The sequence below is a fragment of the Streptomyces kronopolitis genome (genome assembly GCF_014646275.1).
Taxonomy (GTDB): Bacteria; Actinomycetota; Actinomycetes; order Streptomycetales; family Streptomycetaceae; genus Streptomyces; species Streptomyces kronopolitis.
In genome coordinates, this window is the sequence record NZ_BMND01000003.1 from 193,045 (window position 1) to 208,342 (window position 15,298).

A 15,298-nucleotide genomic window follows, 5' to 3' on the forward strand; every position below is an offset into this window, starting at 1 on the left:
GAGAGAACATGTCGCACCGAGCCGACGCTCTCGCCGGCCGGGCCCGGCCCGACGACACCATGTTCCTGGCCGACCGGCTGAGCCTTTCCGCCACCACATTCGACAATCCCCGCTTCACGACCGAGGACGTCGTGCCCTGGCTGGAGCGGGCCCGGAAGGAGGGCGGCTTCGCCGTCGACCGGATCCCGTTCGCCGCGCTGGACCAGTGGAGCTTCGACCATGAGACCGGTAACCTCGGCCATAGCACCGGGCGGTTCTTCACCGTCGAGGGACTGCGGGTGACCGGTGGCGGCTGGTCCGCCGAGGGTATCACCCAACCGATCATCAACCAGCGGGAGAGCGGGATCCTGGGGATCCTGGTCCGTGAGATCGACGGCGTCCTGCACCTGCTCATGCAGGCCAAGATGGAGCCCGGCAACACCGGACTGGTCCAGCTGGGCCCGACCGTCCAGGCCACCCGGAGCAACTACACCCGCGTCCACCACGGCGGTCACACGCGCTATCTGGAGTACTTTGTCGGACCGGACCGCGGCAAGGTCCTGGTGGACGCGCTCCAGTCCGAACAGGGCGACAGCTTTCTGTACAAGCGCAACCGCAACATGGTGGTGGAGGTGTTCGAGGACGTCCCGGTGCACGACCACGACGTCCACCGCTGGATGACCCTGGGGCAGGTCCACTCCCTGATGGGGATCGACCACCTTGTCAACATGGACGTAAGGACCGTGCTGAGTTGCATGCCGCTGGGCCGGCAGCGCGGGGCGCTCGATGAATCCGTCGTCGGGGAGCCGGCCGACTCCTTCCAGAGCGCGCTGAGCAAGTCCCTGGACCGCAGCGAGCAGGCGGTCCACGGCGATCTGGAGCTGCTGACCTGGCTCCAGGACCTGAGGACGGAGAACTCCCATTCGGCCCGGCTGGTACCGCTGCGGGAGCTGGCCGGGTGGAGCACGGACGAGGGCGCCGTCACCGAACCGTCGAACAGCTGCGTCAAGGTGATCGCCGTCTCGGTCGAGGCCGGCACCCGAGAGGTGACCCGGTGGACCCAGCCGATGCTGCAGTTCCCGAGCCAGGGCGTGGCGGCCTTCCTGGCCAAGCGGATCGACGGGGTCCTGCACGTCCTCGTCCAGGGCAAGGCACAGCCGGGGATTCGGGACGCTATCGAGTTCGGACCGACCGTGCAGTGCGTGTCGCGGGACTGGCGCGCACTGCCGCAGGGCGAGTGGCCCCCGTTGCTCGACCTGGTCCTCGGCGCCCACGCCGGGCAGGTCCGGTTCAGCGCAGTGCTCCCAGAGGAGGGCGGCCGGTTCTACCAGCGGGACAACCTGTACACCGTCATCGAGGTCGGCGACGAGTTCCCGGACGCCGAACCCGACACCATGCGGTGGGCGACCCTCACCCAGCTCAAGGACCTGCTGCGGTGCGGCAATCACATCAACGTCGAGGCCCGGACCCTGATGACCTGCCTTCAGTCTCTCTGGCAGGGCCCGCAGTGACGGCGGACCGGCTGGCCGACGGGCGGCCCGGGACCGCCGAGCTCAGGATCGGGGTGCTCGGCTGCGCGGACATCGCCCGGCGCAGGATGCTGCCAGCCCTTGCGGCCAGGCCGGGCATCCGCGTCGCGGCGGTCGCGAGCCGCGCCCGGGAGAAGGCCAAGTCCTTCGCGATGCAGTTCGGTTGCGATGCCGACGACGACTACGAGCGGCTGCTCGCCCGGCCGGACCTCGACGCGGTGTATATCCCCCTGCCCACCGGCCTGCATGCGCTCTGGACGGCCCGGGCACTCGAGGCGGGCAAGCACGTGCTGGTGGAGAAGTCGGCCACCGGTACGCTCGCCGAGGCGCAGGACGTGGTCGCCCTGGCGCGCGAGCGTGGCCTGGCTCTGATGGAAAACTTCGCGTTCGTCCACCACAGCCAGCACGCGACTGCGAAGCAACGGCTGCTGTATGGCGAGATCGGTGAACTCCGAGTGCTGCAAGCATCGTTCGGCATCCCGCCGCGTCCGCCTGGGGACATCCGTTACCGGCGGGAGCTGGGCGGTGGGGCGCTGCTGGACGTCGGTGCCTATCCGCTGCGCGCCGCCCTGATGTACCTGGGCGATGGCGTCCAGGTCATCGGCGCGGTGCTGCGGGTCGGCTCGAACCAGGAGGTGGACACGGCTGGAAGCGTGCTTCTGGCCTCGCCGGACGGCGTCACCGCCGAGCTCAGCTTCGGGTTCGAACACGGCTACCGCAGCCACTGCGCGCTGTGGGGGACGGAAGGGCGGCTCGTACTCGACCAGCCCTTCACCCCGCCGACGACCGCCCGGCCCATCCTGCGGCTGTCCCGTCAGGACCACGTCCAGCAGTTCGTGCTCGACGCCGATGACCAGTTCGGCAACACTGCGGCGAGTTTCGCGGGGCTCTCCCAGGGGCCGGCCACCGTTCGTGAGGAGCAGTACACGCGGATCCTGCGTCAGGCCGCTCTGCTGAGCACTGTCCGGGACACGGCCCGGGTGCTGCGGTCGAGCTGACCGGCCGCGCCGACATACATGCCACCAAGCCGATCAACTGACCAGCCTCTGAGGAGAGATAATGGAAGATGTGAGCGTTTCCGTGCTCATCGTGGGAGGAGGGCTAGTTGGTCTTTCGGCGGCAGTCTTCCTCACCTGGCAGGGAGAGCAGCCGCTCCTCATAGAGCGCCACCCCGGAACCTCGCTCCACCCCCGGGCCCGCGGTGTGAACGTCCGGGCGATGGAGCTGTTCCGGCAGGTCGGCCTGGAGGACCGGATCCGGGCCACCGAGTCGGCCGTCGCGCTCGCCGACAACAGTGGCATCGTCCGGATGGAGTCCCTGGCCGGACTCCAGGCCCCGGGCTTCAACCGGGAGTACCTGGGCGAGGACGCGCGGGACGTCAGCCCCACCGGCTGGACCTTGTGCGAGCAGGACGACCTGGAGCCGGTGCTCCGGGCACGCGCGGAGGAAGACGGAGCCGACCTGCGCTTCGGGCACGAGCTGGTCGGGCACATCCAGGACGCCGAGGGCGTGACCGCCACCGTGCGCCACCGCCCCACCGGCGAGGAGTACGCGGTGCGAGCCCGCTACCTCGTGGTGGCCGACGGCGCCGGAAGCCCGATCCGCGAGCAGCTCGGCATTGCACGGCAGGGGCGTGGCCTCCTCGCGCGGTACCTGAACATCCACTTCCGTGCCGACCTCACCGAGGTGCTCGGGGAGCGGCGCTTCGTCATGGCGTACGTCCTCAACGATGAGGTGACCGCGGGGCTGCTGCCGATCAACAACACCGACCGGTGGCTGCTGCACGTTCCCCTGGACCCGAAGGCTGACTCCGACCAGGATGGCTGGGACGAGGCGCGCTGCGAAGCGGCCGTGCGGGCCGCGGCGGGTGTCCCGGACCTGCCGGTGAAGATCCTGGGGGCCCAGCCCTGGCAGGCGGCGGGACTGGTGGCCGAGACCTTTCGGGTGGGGCGGCTCTTCCTCGTCGGGGACAGCGCCCATGTCATGCCGCCGACGGGGGCGTTCGGTTCGGCCACGGGCATCCAGGACGCCCACAACCTCGCGTGGAAGCTGGCCATGGTGCTGCGCGGCGAGGCATCCGAGGCGCTGCTCGACAGCTACGAGGCCGAGCGCGAGCCGGTGGCCCGGACCACGGTACGGCAGACCGTGCTGCGCTCGCTGGACCGGCCCGGCCACGGCGAGCAGATCCCGGAAGGCGCGATCCTGCCCGACCACGTGGTCGCGCTCGGATACCGCTACCCGGTGCGCGATGTCGCTCCCGAGGACGTGCTGACGCGGGACGACGGTTCCGCCGCTCCGGGTACGCGGGCCCCGCACCTGTGGTTGGAGCGGGACGGTGTGCGGATCTCCTCGCTGGACCTCTACGACGGCTGCGGGATGGCCCTGGTGGCCGGGCCTGAGGCGGGGGACTGGCGCGAGGCCGCGTCCGGTGTCCCGGTGCCGATAACCGTCCACCGGATCGGGGCGGACCAGCTCACCGACCCGTTGCAGCGGTGGTCCAGGACCCACGGTGTTCCGCGCGATGGCGCCGTGCTCGTCCGGCCGGACGGATTCGTCCTGGACCGCTTCACTGGCGAGGCCGACCCCCGGACCGCCCTCACCGAGGCGCTGAGCACGCTGTTGGGAAGTCAGCCCGGTACCGACGCGGTCACCGCCGCCACGAACGATGTCAGGAGCCACGGATGAGGCTGCACCTGTTCAAGCTCGGCACCACTCCGATCGGCGCGCCCGTGCCGGGGTACCTCGTCCAGACCGAGGACGGCACCAACGTGCTGGTGGACACCGGGTTCTCGCGCGCGGCGGCGGGCCCCGGAGCCTTCATCAGCGTCGGACCCGACGAGGGCGTGGAGGCCAGGCTCGCTGCCCTCGAGCTGCGGCCGCAGGACATCCACCTGGTGGTGTGCACCCACCTGGACCCGGATCACGCCGGCAACCACGACCTCTTCACCGACGCCGAGTTCGTCGTCCAGCGCAGCCACTACGAGCTGGCGACGTCGAGTGAGCTGGGTCGGCTGGAGATGGCCAGGGGGAGCTGGGACCTGCCCCACCTGAAGTACCGGCGGGTCGAGGGCGACACCGAGCTGCTCCCCGGCGTGCTGCTTGTGGAGAGCTCCGGACACGTCCAGGGGCACCAGTCGGTGCTCGTCCGGCTGCCACGGACCGGCGCGGTGCTGCTGGCGGCCGACGCCATCCCCTCGACAGAGTTCCTCGACCCCGAGCAGCGGGCGATGACGCCGTTCGACGTGGACGAGGCCGCGGTCCGTGCGAGCACCCGCAGGCTGGTCGAGCTGGCGGAGGCCGAGGGCGCGCTGCTGGTCCACGGCCATGACGCGCAGCAGTGGCAGACACTGCGGACCGCGCCGACCGCGTACTACGACTGAGCCGTCCCACGGCGCGGGGCGGCGGGCAAGCCCGCCGCCCCGCGCCGTTCGTGCTGGACGGCTCAGTCACCACCGGACGGGCAGCGCCCGCGGACCGCGCTGCATGGTGCGCAGATCCCACTCCAGGTCCTCCACCGCCACGTCCAGGCGTAGTCCGGGGAAGCGGGCGACCAGCGAGCCCACCGCGATGGCGAGTTCCGCGCGGGCGAGCTGGGCTCCCAGACAGCGGTGCGGGCCGTGGCCGAAGCCGATGTGCGGATTGGGGCTGCGGGTCATGTCCAGCCGGTCGGGATCGGTGAACACGGTGGCGTCCCGGTCCGCGGAGATCACGGCCGGCAGTACGGCCTCGCCCGCGCGGACCAGGGTGCCGCCCAGTGCTACGTCCTCCAGTGCGACCCGCACCGTGCCGCCGCTGACCGCGGCCGGGGTGTACCGGACCAACTCGTCCACCGCGCCCTCGATCAGCTCGGGCTGCTCGCGGAGCAGCTCCCACTGCTCCGGGTGCCGGAGCAGTGCCAGCACGCCTCCGCTGATCGAGTGGGCCACCGTCTCCACCCCGGCGACGAGCAGGGTGACCCCGAAGGTCACCAGCTCGTCCTCGTCCAGGCGTTCCTCCTGGGGGGCGTTGGCGAGGTCGCTGAGCAGGTCGTCATCGGGCTGCCGGCGCTTCTCCTGGATCAGCTGCGCGAGGTAGCCCTTGAGTGAGGCCGTGGCACCCTCGATCTCCTCGGCGGAGTTCGCGGTGACGCTGAGGTAGACCTGGGACCATGCCCCGAACTGCTCCTGGTCGGTGACCGGCACACCGAGCAGCTCGCAGATCACCGTGACCGGCAGCGGCCTGGCGACCGTGGTGACCAGGTCGGCGCCCGGACCGGCCGCCGCCAGGGCGTCCAGCAACCGGTCGGTGGTCTGGTGGATGCGCGGCCGCAGCCCGTTGATCCGCCTGGTGGAGAACGCCCGCATGGCGATCCGGCGCAGCCGGGTGTGCTCGGGCGGGTCCATTGTGGTGATGGATCGGGCTTCCAGCGCCGCGCGCCGGGCCCGTGGAGCGCCGGCGCGGGCGGCGGCGGCCCGGCTGAAACGGGGGTCCGAGAGCAGCTGGCGGTTGTCTTCGTACCGGGCGGCGATCCAGGCCGGGTCCCCGGTCGGTAGCGCCACCCGGTGCAGGCCGTCCGTGGCGCGCAGGTCGTCGAACTCCGTGGCGGGGAGCCAGGGTTGGGCCGTTGGGAAGGGAAAGGGCGTTGCAGGATGTTCAGTGGTCACGTCTGTTTCCTGGTGAGGTGTGGTGTCCTGATGGGATATGAGGCCCCCCGCCTCGGGCCTGTCTCCGCGGACCGGTCAAGGCGAGGGTGGGGAACGGGAAGGGCTGGCGGGAGCTGCGACGGCCTCGAGGTTCAGCGGCGGGTCGCGAGGACCGGCCGCCGGGTCGCGATGAGCTCTTCGAGGAGCACCGCCACCTCCTGCGGCGCCCGGCGCCCGGCGAAGGCGGTGCGCATCGCGGACGCCTTCCGCCGGTAGCCGGGATCGATCAGGACGGTGCGCACGGCCTCGGCGAGGACTGGGACGGGCGGACGCTTCGACCGCAGGTCGATGCCGGCGCCGCTCCAGGCGAGCCGGGCGCAGACCTCGGGCTTGTCCTCCGTTACCCCGGCGGCCACGATCGGGACGCCGTGGGCGAGGGCGAGCTGGACCGTGCCGTAGCCGCCGTTGGTGACCATGGCGCTCAGGTGGGGCATCAACTCTGCGTAGGGCAGGAACGGTTCGACGTGGACGTTCGCCGGCAGCGAGGCGGGATCCAGGTCAGGGTGGGACGCGCCCGCTGTGGTCACGACGACGGTGATGTCCTGACCGGCCAGCGCTTGGACGGTCGGTACCACCAGCTCGCCCAGGTCGCGGGCGCCGGTGCCCTGGGTGACGAGGACGACGGGCCGGTCCTTCTCCAGCTTGGGCCACCAGTCGGGCAGCGGGCCGGGCGGAGGAACGGCTGGGAACAGCGGTCCGACGAAGTGCACCTGCTCGGGCAGGCGCCGGCGCGGGTACTCAAACTCGGCCACGGTCGCCTGCACGTACAGGTACGGGGTGAGGTTGGCGTCGAACGGGCTGGAGCGAACCGGTGACAGGCCGAGCTCCCGCCGGATGACGTTCATCTGGTCGAGCGGCTCCGGGAACCGGCGCCGTTCGGACGTCTCGGTGTACCAGTTGCGGATCCGCAGCCAGGGCTGCCCCCCGGGCGGCCAGCCCTTCCCGAACGGCGGCACCCACGGGTCCGGAATGGCCAGGGGCGCCACGCTGAGCGTCGCCCACAGCTCTCCGTGCAGCTCGTGAATGAGCGAGGCGGCGGCCATGGTGGAGTCGGCGAGCAGGACGTCCGCCCCGTACCGAGCCATCAGCGCCTTGAGGTCGCGGTACTGCCCCGGCACGGGGCGGACGAAGACGTGTTCCAGGAACCACGGTCCGCGGGCCTCGGACGGCAGGGACAAGAACTCGGGGTACTCGTCGGTCAGTCGGTCGAGGTCGACGAATCTGCCGTCCTCGGGCGGTGCGAATTCGGCACTGGAGCGTGCGACCCGGTCGGCATAGGCGGTGCCCGTGTACCAGATCACCCGGTGCCCGCGTTCGACCAGTTCGGTCGCGACCGGGCCGAACGGATTGACGTGACCGCTTGCGGCCAGGGTGGCCAAGAGGATGGTGGACATCATCCGCTCCGTTCGAGGAGTCGTGCCCGCCGCAGCGGTCGGCGAAGACACTGAGGTCAGCTGGCGGCCAAGGATCGTCCACCTCGCTGGACCCTGGCTGGACGCTCGCGCGGCCCGGCTGGACGCGTTCGTGCGGCGGGCTGTCGACTCCCGCTCACGCGGAGCGGGGGCTGTTCAGAACTGCCGGGTGACCTTGGCCCCGCGCTTCCAGATCCCCCGGATGGCCCGGGTGGCGCGGATGTTCAGGGTGGGGTCGCCCGCCACCAGGAGGAGGTCCGCGCGCAGACCGGGAGCGATCCGGCCCCGGTCGGACAGCGAGAAGATACGGGCAGGGTTCGCGGTGGCCGCGGTCAACGACTCTCGCGGGGTCAGCCCGGCGCGGACCAGCAGCTCCAGCTCCCGGTGCAGGCTGATGCCGTGCAGCCACATCACCGCGTCGGTCCCGGCCAGCAGCGGCACCCCGGCGGCGTGCGCCGAACGGACGGCGGTCTCGGCGGCCGCCACATCCACCGGGAGCCGTCGCGCGTTGCCCGCGCGGTGGCGCTCCAGCAGCGCCAGGTCCTCGGGGGCGAGCCGGCCGGCCACAGCCGGGTCGTCGGCGAGGGTGCCGAGCTCGGAGCTGCCGGAGAACAGCTCGACCATGCTGAGAGTGGGTATCGCGAAGGCCCCGTGCCGGGCTAAGGTCTCGCCGAATTCGGGCCCGGGCGCACGATCGACGAGCAGGTGGGCCAGACCGTGCGCGCCGGCCTCCACGGCGTCGAGGCCGGCCTGCACGGTACCGGTGTGGACGATGGTGAGCATGCCGCGCTCACGGGCCGCGGCGATGACCGCCGCCATGGTCTCCTTCCGGATCACCGGAAGCGTGCTGTCGTCCATGTGGCCCGAGACCTGGCCGTCGTCGTAGTGGACCTTGATGTAGTCCGATCCTTCGGCGATCCGGGCGTCGACGAAGTCGGCGGCCTCCTCGGGCTCGGTGAGAGTCGGGATCTCCGGGAAGCGCGCCGAGCCGTGCCCGCCGGGGACAGTGGCGGCGCAGCAGGCCGAGCGGAGGTCGGCGAGGGACGAACCGAGAGGGCCGTCCTGCTCCTTTTTCGCGGCGGCCATCTTGTCCGGGAAGTTCGCCATGTCCAGCTCGGTGGTGACCCCCCACGCCAGGGCCTGGCGCAGCGCGGCGCCGACGATGTGGGTGTGCGCGTCGATGAGCCCGGGGAGCACGGTGCACCCCTTGCCCTCCACCACCTCGGCGCCGGCCGGCACAGCGAGTCCGTGGCCGATCGCCTCGATGCGACCGTCCTCGACGACCACGGTGTCGTCGGAGGGGACGCGGTGTCCGTCGAAGATCCTTACGTCGCGAAAGACCGTCCGGGTCATGAGGCTCCTCCTGGGTATCCGGTGCTGCCATCGGGCGTCCACCGTGCGTCCAGCGCGCATGGTGAAGCTGGGGGCGGTTCCGGGGGTCTGCGCCCATGGAGGGGCTGTATCAGGAGGGACTCGACGGGGCTGTGGGAAGCCGGTCGGGGGCCACCGTAGGTGAAGAAGAGGGCGACTGTCCACGGGATGCGGAGCCACCCAGCGGCGTCAAGTCCTGTTCTTTGGTGGCGATATGACGGATATTCGGATGGGAGGAAAGCGGAGGCCATGGCATCGGAAACCGAGGTTTTGGTGGTGGGCGCGGGGCCCGTGGGCTTGACCTTGGCGATCGAGCTCGCCCGACGGCAGGTGGATTTCCGCCTCGTGGATCGCCGGGTGCGGCCGCGCCCGGGCACGCGCGGCTGCACCGTCTGGCAGCGCACACTGGAGACCTTCGACCTGATGGGTCTGCCGATGGTGGACTTTCGAAGGCGCGCGGTGGGTTACCAGCGCCGGGTCTACCACCCCTTCGGGGAAGCAGAGCTGGCCGTCAATCTGCACGAGGACGAGGGCCCGTACCCGCTCCCGCTGCTCATCGGCCAGCAGGAGACCGAGCGTGCGCTGACCGAGCGCCTGCGGGAACTGGGCGGCGAGATCGAGCGCGGGGTGCGCGCCGTCGACCTGGACCAGGACGCCGACGGCGTCTCGCTCACCCTGGAGCACGGTGACGCGGCCCGGGAAACGGTCCGGGCGGGCTGGGTGATCTCGGCGGAAGGCTCGCACAGTGTGCTGCGGGACGCGCTCGGCATCCCGTGGCACACGACCCGCTTCGGTGGGACGCAGCTCGTCCAGGTGGACGCCTTCGCGCTCGGGCTGCCGTCCGACGGCCCGGGTGAGGCGCACCTGTACATGACCGGGGACGGCTTCCTGGGGGACCTGCCGCTGCCTGACGGGCGACGCCGGCTGTTTGCCGCGGTCGCCGACCCGGATCCGGAGAACCGGCTCGACCCCTCAGTGGAGGAGGTGGAGGCGTACGTCCGGAAACTCTCCGGCGCGCCGGACGTCCGGCTGGAGTCACCCCTGTACAACTGGCGGGTCCGGCTGCACAACAGCGTCGCCGCCCAGTTCCGCAAGGGCCGCTGCTTCCTGCTCGGCGACGCCGCGCGCACCGTCATGCCGGTCACCGCTCAGGGCATGAACACCGGCATCCAGGACGCCTTCAACCTCGGCTGGAAGCTGGCCGCTGTCATCACCGGAGCCCCCGACCAGCTGCTGGACACCTACAACGCGGAGCGCCTGCCGGTCGCCCACGACCTGCTGACGCGCACCGAAAGATCGTTCTGGGGCGGTGTCGGCACGCCCCCCACGGCTGAGGCCGTCGCCGCCGGGGTCGGGAAGCAGCAGCAGGCCCGCGGCGAGAAGGCCGTGGACTACAAGAGCAGCCCGCTCAGTCGGCAGTCTGCGGAGCACCCGGGCCTGGCGGCCGGTGACCACGCCCCGCAGGTCGCGCTGCTCGGGGCGGACGGGACCGCGACCACCCTCTACGACGAGCTGCGCCATGGAGGGTGGGTGCTCATCACCACGGCTGCCACGCCCGGTGCCCTCCCCGGCGTCCGTGCGACGCGTCTGGCCGCGACCGCTCAGAAGACGGCCGGCTACTACGCGCTGGCCCCGGGCGAGGCGCTCCTGATCCGGCCGGACGGCTACGTCGGATACCGCAGCGCATCCGGTCGCGACGAGAACGCGGTCAGCTACCTGATCCGGGTCCTCGGCGGCTGAACGCCGTTCTTGCAGCGCATCGCCCTTGGGACGCATGGTCCTTGGGCGCACCGGGAGAAATAGGAGAGGCAGACATGACTGGACCAGCGGCAGCGCCAGCTTACGAGACCTACGAGATCACGCTTCCCGGCGGCCGGAAGGTCCTGAGCCCGGAAGCCAACCAGGGGGTCGCGCTGTGGCAGGACGTCGTGGACAACGACATCTACGCCCAGGCGGTGGCCGGCCTGTCGGCCGGTGACGTCCTCTTCGACGTGGGGGCGAACATCGGGTTCGCCGCCTACCTCTTCACTGACCTCGTGCCCGGCCTGCGGGTGTACTCCTTCGAACCCGCCGAGGCCTGCTACGCCTGCCTCAAGGTTAACGCGGCCCGTCAGCAGGCCGACATCACCGCGATCCAGACCGCCGTCGGTTCGAAGCCGGGGACGGCGGAACTGACCTACTACCCCAAGTCGCCCGCGCAGAGCAGCCTTTATCCGGACAGCGACGAGGACCGCCGCAACAGCACGACCTACCTGGTCAACAGCGGTATCGGTGCGGACGTCGCCGACGCGTTCCTGGCGACCATGCACCAGGGGCACACCTACCCGGTCGAGGTCACCACGGTGGCTGCGGCCGTCGACGAGTACGGCGTAGACGAGATCGCCCTGCTGAAGATCGACGTGGAGCGGGCAGAACAGGACGTCCTGGACGGCATCGGCGAGGCGGGCTGGTCCAGGGTCCGCCGGGTGGTGGCCGAGATCCACGACACTGACGGCCGGCTCGATGCCATCACCCGGCAGCTGTCCGAGCGCGGATTCACGGTCGAGGGCGGCCAGGAACGGCTGCTCGCGGGGACCAACGTCCATATGCTGCTCGCTGCCAGGGGCCGCTGAACAGCCTGACCAGGTCGGCAGGTTCGTCGACTCAGGAATGTGGAGGTCTCTTGAAAGTCCTGATGACGTCGATATCGGCCCCCGGGCATGTCACCCCCATGGTGCCGCTCGCCTGGGCGCTCCGTGGCGCCGGGCACGAGGTCGTGGTCGGTGGCCAGCCCAATCTGATGCCGGCCGTGCGCGGAGCGGGACTGTGCGGGCGGCCGATCGGGGAAGCCTTTGAACAACTGCTCCATCTGCGGAACATGCTGCCGGACGGCGCCACCCCGATCGAAGCGTGGGGACGTGTGGTCGACCCGTTGTACGCGAGTGCGGCGAGGACCTGGGCCCACCAGGCTCACCGCACGGTGGACGAGTACCTGGACTTCTGCCGGTCCTGGGCTCCCGACCTGATCATTTCCGAGCCGTTCGAGTTCTGCGCACGCCTGCTGGGCGGAGTCCTGGAAGTCCCGTGGGTTCGCCACGGGATCGGCCTGACAGGGCGGGCCGCGCGGTTCGAGCAGACTGCGGCCGAGGCTCTGATTCCGGTCGTCGGGCGGCTGGGGCTGAAGGAGGGCGCGCCGGAACCCGTGCTGACCCTCGACAACTGTCCGCCCTCGTTCGGGCAGACAGGTGCCGCGACGCACCGGCCCATGCGGTACGTCGCTTACAACGGAACGGGTGCCGTGCCGGATTGGGCGCTGAAACGCACCGGCGTGCGGCGCGTCTGCATCTCGCTGGGCACGCAGACGCTCGTGCTCAACGGCGTTCCGCTGCTGCGCCGGATCATCGAGGCGGTCTCCGGGACCGACGGCGTGGATGTGGTCGTGGCGCTTGCCGCCACGGACCAAGAGTCGCTGGGCACGGTTCCGGAGGGAGTGCGGGTCGTCGAGTCCCTGCCGCTGAACGTGTTCCTCGACCGGTGCGACGTGGTGATCCACCACGGTGGGGCCGGCAGCTCCCTGACGGCGACCGCGTTCGGCCTGCCCCAGCTGGTCGTTCCACAGTTCCTCGACCAGTTCGAGTACGGTGACCAACTGGCCGCCGTGGGCGCGGGGATCACCATGGACAGCGCGGAGAAGCAGAACGGCGTCCATGAGATCCGGAAGGCCGTGCTCGAACTCCTCAACAACCCAGTCCACGCGCGAAGTGCGCGGGGGCTGCGTGGCGAGATGCAGGCGATGCCGTCGCCCGGTGACACCGTCGCCGTGCTGGAGCGACTGGCCGCCAGTGTCTGATGGTCGGGCGTCGCCGCGTGCCGACGGGACGAGAGGCTGTGCGAGCCCCTCGTCCCGACGCGGTCTCAGGCGAGCTTGAACCAGTCCTTGAAACCGATCGCCGCGCCCAGGTCCCCCTCGGTGATGAGGCGCTTCTCGGCGCTGAGGTGGAAGCCGGTGGCCTCGCCGACGGACAGCAGCAGCAGATCCCCGAGCCCGACGGTCGTCACGGCCGTGGCGGACACGGCCGCCCCCCTGCGGGCCTGGCACTTGCCGTCGCCCACGGCGACGGTGTACTCCTGCGTACCCTCGGTCGTCGTGACGTTGAACTGGAACTCGCCCTGGACGCCGGACGCGTTCTCCGGGACGAAGGCCACCTGGTACAGGGCGAAGAGCGTGTCCAGGGCCTCCGCGGGGCCTCCGCAGAGCGCCACCGCCTTCGCCTCCGCTTCCTCGGCCGTGCCGCCTCCGATCAGCCCACGGAGTTCGGCGATGTTCTTCACGCGTGCTTCCATCATTGCTCCGATCTCACAACGCCCGGGACGTACCCCGGTTCGAGCTGCACCTTCGCACCTCCCGCTGGACGTCCTATAGACGCTGTGATCACGCACGGAGCGGGCGGGGTTGCCGGGGGCGCCGGCGGCGGTGACAGCTGCGGTCCAGCGACCTGCCAGAGCGCTGCACCAGGCTCGAGGGCGCAGGGCTGGCAGTCTCGAGAAAGGACCGGAACGGCATGGAGATCGTCGGAGACGGCTTCATCGCACACCACCTGCGCCCGTTGGCCCACCGGCATCCCGGCACCGTGGTCTTCGCTGCCGGCGTGTCGAGTGCCGGGTCCGTGGCCGAGGAGCAGTTCGCCCGTGAGGCGGACCTGCTCTACGCGGTGATCCGGCGCTGCACGGCCGACGGGCGGCGATTGGTGTATCTCTCGACCTGTTCGGCGGGGATGTACGGCGCGCAGGACAGCAGGGGCCGGGAGGACGAACCGGTCTTCCCCAGCTCGGCGTACGGGCGTCACAAACTGGCCCTGGAAGCGGTTCTAGCGGCCTCCCGGGCCGACCATCTCGTCTTCCGGGTGACCCACCTGGCCGGTCCAGGGCAACGGGCACACCAGTTGCTCCCGGGGCTGACCGAACAGATCCGCAGCGGCGCCCTTCAGGTGTACCGCGGCGCCTACCGAGATCTGCTCGACATCGACGACGCTGTGTCGATCTTCGACGCGCTGATGACGGTCGCCGAGCCGCCGCAGGTGGTCAACGTGGCCTCCGGTACCTCGGTCTCGGTCCAGGACATCGTCGCGCACATCGAACGGTCTCTGGGCACCGTGGCGCGAAAGACCTACCGCCAGGTCGTCGGCGCCTACACCGTCTCGGTCGATCGGCTCACACAAGTGGTGCCGGAGGTGGCCGAGCGGGTCCGTCGGCCGGACTACTACCGCACGGTCATCGACCGCTATCTGAGCGCGACGCTTCCGGCGGCTCCGGCTGCCACGGAAGGGAACCGATGAGGACCGCACGCCTGCTCACGACCGAGCGCCGGCACAGCCGTATCCTCGGCCTGGGCATCTACCGGCCCCGCAGGGTGGTGACCAATGCGGAGATCTGCGAGCGCATCGACTCCACCGAGGAGTGGATCGAGACGCGCTCCGGCATCGTCACCCGGCACTTCGCGTCGCCCGACGAGACTCTGCCGGTGATGGCCGCGGCGGCCGGATCCAAGGCCCTGGCACACGCGGGCCTGGAACCGGGACAGATCGACTGCGTGATCGTGGCGAGCATGTCGAACCTGGTCCAGACCCCGGCACTCGCGGTGGTCGTGGCCCATGTGCTGGGCGCACGACACGCGGCCGCCTTCGACCTCGCTTCGGCCTGCGCCGGCTTCTGCCAGGCACTGGCGGTCGCCGGTGACCTGGTGTCGTCGGGGGGAGCCGGACACGTCCTGGTGATCGGCGCGGAACGAATGACCGACATCGTCGAGCCGACCGACCGTGGCATCGCGTTCCTCTTCGCGGACGGAGCCGGCGCGGTGGTGGTCGGCCCGTCCGCCGAGCCAGGGATCGGACCGGCGGTACGCGGGGCCGACGGCACCTACGCGAAGGCTCTGCGGATGGACAGCGACTGGGGCTCGGTCAGGGACGACCCGAGCCTGCCGCGGCCGTACATGAGGATGGACGGTCGCAGTGTCTTTCGCTGGGCGGTGGGCCAGATAGTGCCCGCGGCGCGGCGCGCCATGGCGGCCGCGGGGGTCCGCCCCGAGGAGCTGGCCGCCTTCGTTCCGCACCAGGCGAACCTGCGGATGACCGAGGTCATGGTCGACCGCCTCGGCCTGCCGGACTCGGTGCAGGTGGCGACGGACGTGACGGTCAGAGGCAACACGTCGGCGGCCTCGATCCCGCTCGCGATGGAACGGCTGCTGAGCGAGGGCACGGTGCACAGCGGAGAGCCAGCGCTGCTCATCGGGTTCGGTGCGGGCCTGAACTACGCGGGACAGGTCGTCCTGATGCCGTGACAGCGGCAA

13 protein-coding genes are annotated in these 15,298 nt (G+C 70.7%); 9 read left to right on the forward strand and 4 right to left on the reverse strand.

From position 1 onward, the window contains the following. The first annotated feature begins 8 nt into the window (after positions 1 to 8). The 4 genes from IEY78_RS05130 to IEY78_RS05145 all read left to right on the forward strand — a co-directional run bounded on the left by IEY78_RS05130 (position 9) and on the right by IEY78_RS05145 (position 4,888). Positions 9 to 1,490 (forward strand): NDP-hexose 2,3-dehydratase family protein, encoded by a 1,482-nt coding sequence (locus IEY78_RS05130; protein ID WP_189096358.1) that lies wholly within the window; start codon positions 9 to 11, stop codon positions 1,488 to 1,490. Beyond that, positions 1,487 to 2,506: a Gfo/Idh/MocA family protein gene (locus IEY78_RS05135; protein WP_229699713.1), complete on the forward strand. Its 1,020-nt coding sequence runs from the start codon at positions 1,487 to 1,489 to the stop codon at positions 2,504 to 2,506. The genes IEY78_RS05130 and IEY78_RS05135 overlap by 4 nt, the downstream gene beginning before the upstream one ends. 61 nt (positions 2,507 to 2,567) lie before the next feature. Next, positions 2,568 to 4,193 carry an FAD-dependent oxidoreductase gene (locus IEY78_RS05140; protein ID WP_189096359.1) on the forward strand — a complete coding sequence of 542 codons (1,626 nt, stop codon included), beginning with the start codon at positions 2,568 to 2,570 and terminating at the stop codon, positions 4,191 to 4,193. Next, complete coding sequence (locus IEY78_RS05145; RefSeq protein WP_189096360.1) at positions 4,190 to 4,888, forward strand: N-acyl homoserine lactonase family protein; 699 nt, start codon at positions 4,190 to 4,192, stop codon at positions 4,886 to 4,888. Before IEY78_RS05140 ends, IEY78_RS05145 begins: the two co-directional genes overlap by 4 nt. A 66-nt stretch (positions 4,889 to 4,954) precedes the next feature. Here the strand turns inward: IEY78_RS05145 and IEY78_RS05150 are convergent, their stop codons facing one another. The 3 genes from IEY78_RS05150 to IEY78_RS05160 all read right to left on the reverse strand — a co-directional run bounded on the left by IEY78_RS05150 (position 4,955) and on the right by IEY78_RS05160 (position 8,955). After that, complete coding sequence (locus IEY78_RS05150) at positions 4,955 to 6,151, reverse strand: cytochrome P450 (RefSeq protein WP_189096361.1); 1,197 nt, start codon at positions 6,149 to 6,151, stop codon at positions 4,955 to 4,957. 131 nt (positions 6,152 to 6,282) lie between these two features. Then, complete coding sequence (locus IEY78_RS05155) at positions 6,283 to 7,584, reverse strand: glycosyltransferase (protein ID WP_189096362.1); 1,302 nt, start codon at positions 7,582 to 7,584, stop codon at positions 6,283 to 6,285. Between the two features lie 174 nt (positions 7,585 to 7,758). After that, a complete protein-coding gene (locus tag IEY78_RS05160) occupies positions 7,759 to 8,955 on the reverse strand; it encodes an amidohydrolase family protein (protein ID WP_189096363.1) in 1,197 nt (398 codons plus the stop codon). A 267-nt stretch (positions 8,956 to 9,222) separates the two neighbouring features. Here IEY78_RS05160 and IEY78_RS05165 point away from each other — a divergent pair, with 267 nt between their 5' ends. The 3 genes from IEY78_RS05165 (at position 9,223) to IEY78_RS05175 (ending at position 12,802) form a co-directional block, all read left to right on the forward strand. Next, on the forward strand, positions 9,223 to 10,713 hold the full coding sequence (locus tag IEY78_RS05165) for an FAD-dependent monooxygenase (RefSeq protein ID WP_189096364.1): 1,491 nt from the start codon (positions 9,223 to 9,225) through the stop codon (positions 10,711 to 10,713). Positions 10,714 to 10,787: 74 nt separating this feature from the next. Next, entirely contained in the window at positions 10,788 to 11,585 is a 798-nt protein-coding gene (locus IEY78_RS05170; RefSeq protein WP_189096365.1) for an FkbM family methyltransferase, read from the forward strand. Between the two features lie 98 nt (positions 11,586 to 11,683). Continuing rightward, complete coding sequence (locus IEY78_RS05175) at positions 11,684 to 12,802, forward strand: nucleotide disphospho-sugar-binding domain-containing protein (RefSeq protein ID WP_189096366.1); 1,119 nt, start codon at positions 11,684 to 11,686, stop codon at positions 12,800 to 12,802. A gap of 65 nt (positions 12,803 to 12,867) precedes the next feature. On the opposite strand, the gene IEY78_RS05180 is transcribed toward IEY78_RS05175, so the two are convergent. After that, a complete protein-coding gene (locus IEY78_RS05180; RefSeq protein ID WP_189096367.1) occupies positions 12,868 to 13,299 on the reverse strand; it encodes an SCP2 sterol-binding domain-containing protein in 432 nt (143 codons plus the stop codon). A 215-nt stretch (positions 13,300 to 13,514) separates the two neighbouring features. Here IEY78_RS05180 and IEY78_RS05185 point away from each other — a divergent pair, with 215 nt between their 5' ends. After that, entirely contained in the window at positions 13,515 to 14,288 is a 774-nt protein-coding gene (locus IEY78_RS05185) for an NAD-dependent epimerase/dehydratase family protein (protein ID WP_189096368.1), read from the forward strand. Next, positions 14,285 to 15,289: a beta-ketoacyl-ACP synthase III gene (locus tag IEY78_RS05190; RefSeq protein WP_189096369.1), complete on the forward strand. Its 1,005-nt coding sequence runs from the start codon at positions 14,285 to 14,287 to the stop codon at positions 15,287 to 15,289. Before IEY78_RS05185 ends, IEY78_RS05190 begins: the two co-directional genes overlap by 4 nt. Positions 15,290 to 15,298 lie beyond the last annotated feature (9 nt).

What these genes read in the sequence shown, in the direction of transcription:
- IEY78_RS05130 (WP_189096358.1), top strand. Translation starts at nt 9, where the DNA reads ATGTCGCACCGAGCCGACGCTCTCGCCGGCCGGGCCCGGCCCGACGAC.
- IEY78_RS05140 (WP_189096359.1), top strand. Translation starts at nt 2,568, where the DNA reads ATGGAAGATGTGAGCGTTTCCGTGCTCATCGTGGGAGGAGGGCTAGTT.
- IEY78_RS05145 (WP_189096360.1), top strand. Translation starts at nt 4,190, where the DNA reads ATGAGGCTGCACCTGTTCAAGCTCGGCACCACTCCGATCGGCGCGCCC.
- IEY78_RS05155 (WP_189096362.1), bottom strand. Translation starts at nt 7,584, where the DNA reads ATGTCCACCATCCTCTTGGCCACCCTGGCCGCAAGCGGTCACGTCAAT.
- IEY78_RS05160 (WP_189096363.1), bottom strand. Translation starts at nt 8,955, where the DNA reads ATGACCCGGACGGTCTTTCGCGACGTAAGGATCTTCGACGGACACCGC.
- IEY78_RS05165 (WP_189096364.1), top strand. Translation starts at nt 9,223, where the DNA reads ATGGCATCGGAAACCGAGGTTTTGGTGGTGGGCGCGGGGCCCGTGGGC.
- IEY78_RS05170 (WP_189096365.1), top strand. Translation starts at nt 10,788, where the DNA reads ATGACTGGACCAGCGGCAGCGCCAGCTTACGAGACCTACGAGATCACG.
- IEY78_RS05175 (WP_189096366.1), top strand. Translation starts at nt 11,684, where the DNA reads ATGGTGCCGCTCGCCTGGGCGCTCCGTGGCGCCGGGCACGAGGTCGTG.
- IEY78_RS05180 (WP_189096367.1), bottom strand. Translation starts at nt 13,299, where the DNA reads ATGATGGAAGCACGCGTGAAGAACATCGCCGAACTCCGTGGGCTGATC.
- IEY78_RS05185 (WP_189096368.1), top strand. Translation starts at nt 13,515, where the DNA reads ATGGAGATCGTCGGAGACGGCTTCATCGCACACCACCTGCGCCCGTTG.
- IEY78_RS05190 (WP_189096369.1), top strand. Translation starts at nt 14,285, where the DNA reads ATGAGGACCGCACGCCTGCTCACGACCGAGCGCCGGCACAGCCGTATC.